Here is a 1,282-nt window from a genome sequence, read left to right as displayed (position 1 = left end):
TGTCCGCGTACTCGTCTGAGTGCACCACCGAGTACGGAGTTATGTGCACCACTGGTCAGGCCACGTCGGTGTCCCGTTCGATGGCCTGGAGACGGTTCTTGAGCCGGTAGCTGTTGCCGTTGATTGAGACGACCTCGCAGTGGTGCAGGAGTCGGTCGAGGATCGCGGTGGCCAGGACCTCGTCGCCGAAGACCTGGCCCCACTCGCCGAAGGTCTTGTTCGAGGTCAGGATGATCGAGCCCTTCTCGTAACGCTTCGAGATCACCTGGAAGACCAGGTTCGCTTCGGCCCGTTCCAGCGGCTGGTAGCCCACCTCGTCGACCACGAGGACGCTGGGGCGGAGGTAGCTGGTGAGCTTGCTGATCAGCCGTCCCTGGTCCTCGGCGGCCTTGAGGTGGCGGACCATGTCGTCGAGGCTGGTGAAGTAGATCGAGTAGCCGGCCCGGCAGGCCGCGACGGCCAGAGCGACGGCGATGTGCGTCTTGCCGACCCCGGGCGGCCCGAGCAGAGCGACGTTGGCCTTGTCCTCGACGAAGGAGAGGGTGGCCAGGTCCTTGATCTTGCGCGGGTCGAGTTCGGGCTGGAAGGAGAAGTCGTAGTCCTCCAGCGTCTTGTGGTGCGGCAGTTTCGACAGCCGCAGGCCGTTGCGGAAGCGGCGGTCGTCGCGGACGGCGAGTTCCTCGGACAGCACCAGGTCGAGCAGGTCGAGGTAGCCCATCTTGGCCTCGTCCGCCCGCTGGACGTACTGGTTCAGGGCCTCGGCCAGGTGAGGCAGGCCGAGCTTGGCGGCGGTGGTGCGGATGCGGGTGCTGGTCAGCTCGCTCAACGGGCGTCCTTGGTCGGGGCGGGTGAGGTGAAGGGACGGGTGCCGGTCAGCTCGTCATAGACCGACAGGGGACGGCGGCCGACCTCGACGCTGGCGGCGGTGGCCCGGTTCAGCAGAGCCTGCAGCGGTCCGGCCTCCGTCTTCGGGGGCTGGTTGCGGCGGGGTGAGGGCAGAGCGTCGCCGGTGGTGACACGGCGGCCGGCGCCGGTGGGCAGGCCGTCCCAGTGCGTCTCATCCACGATGCGGGCGCCTCGTCCAACGGCCCGCGGATGCACTGCCAGCAGCGTCTGACCGCTGGCGTCAGGAACAGTGGAATGCAGTGTGACCTGGGACTTCGTGGCCCGGACCTCGACCAACTGGCGGGGGCGGACCCTGCGGGCGGGCACCGAGTAGAGGTTCGCGTCGAAGGCGACCAGGCAGTCCTTGCCGACGTGCCGTAGATGCCGCTGAGTGACC

At 67.9% G+C, this 1,282-nt stretch carries 2 protein-coding genes; both read right to left on the bottom strand.

Annotation, left to right across the window (positions count from 1 at the left end; genetic code table 11):
* Window positions 1-55 precede the first annotated feature (55 nt).
* Complete coding sequence (gene istB / locus ACWCXX_RS41425) at window positions 56-826, bottom strand: IS21-like element helper ATPase IstB (protein WP_451136504.1); 771 nt, start codon at window positions 824-826, stop codon at window positions 56-58.
* Window positions 823-1,282: Mu transposase domain-containing protein (locus ACWCXX_RS41420; protein ID WP_451136502.1), on the bottom strand; the 460-nt coding region annotated here is incomplete at its 5' end. The genes istB and ACWCXX_RS41420, both read right to left, overlap by 4 nt.

The sequence above is a fragment of the Streptomyces sp. NPDC001732 genome, from assembly GCF_053596315.1.
Note: the sequence above shows the minus strand (reverse complement) of the source record. Positions and strands in the feature narration are given on the sequence as shown.